General features: G+C 71.8%; 1 protein-coding gene. It reads right to left on the bottom strand.

Annotated features, from left to right (window positions below; all coding sequences use genetic code 11):
- Positions 1-13 precede the first annotated feature (13 nt).
- A partial coding sequence (locus G3I71_RS48565; RefSeq protein ID WP_164325378.1) for a response regulator transcription factor occupies positions 14-419 on the bottom strand: 406 nt, incomplete at its 5' end.

The raw sequence follows: 419 nt of genomic DNA, 5'->3' as shown, positions 1-419 counted from the left end.
CGGTCGTGGTGCGTCAGACGTCGCCCGCCTCGTGCACGCAGATCGCGATGTGCGTGCGGTTGTCCGCCGGCAGCTTCTCGAGGATCCGGCTGATGTGCGTCTTCACCGTCGCGACTGTGATGAACAGCTCGGACGCGATCTCGGTGTTCGACAGCCCGCGCCCGATCGCGCGGGCCACGTCGCGCTCGCGCTCGGTGAGCGCGTCGAGCTTCTGGCGCGCGGCCGCGCGTCGTTCGTCGCGCGGCTGGTCGGTGACCGACGCGATGAGCCGGTCGGTGACCGACGGGGACAGGGTCGTGCGGCCCGCGCCCGCGTCGTGCACGTGCCGCACGATCTCGGCCGGCGGCGTGTCCTTCAGCAGGAACCCCGCGGCCCCCAGGCGCAGCGACCCCAGCACCATCTCGTCGGTTTCGAACGTC

The sequence above is a fragment of the Streptomyces sp. SID12501 genome (assembly GCF_010550245.1).
GTDB lineage: Bacteria > Actinomycetota > Actinomycetes > Streptomycetales > Streptomycetaceae > Streptomyces.
Note: the sequence above shows the minus strand (reverse complement) of the source record. Positions and strands in the feature narration are given on the sequence as shown.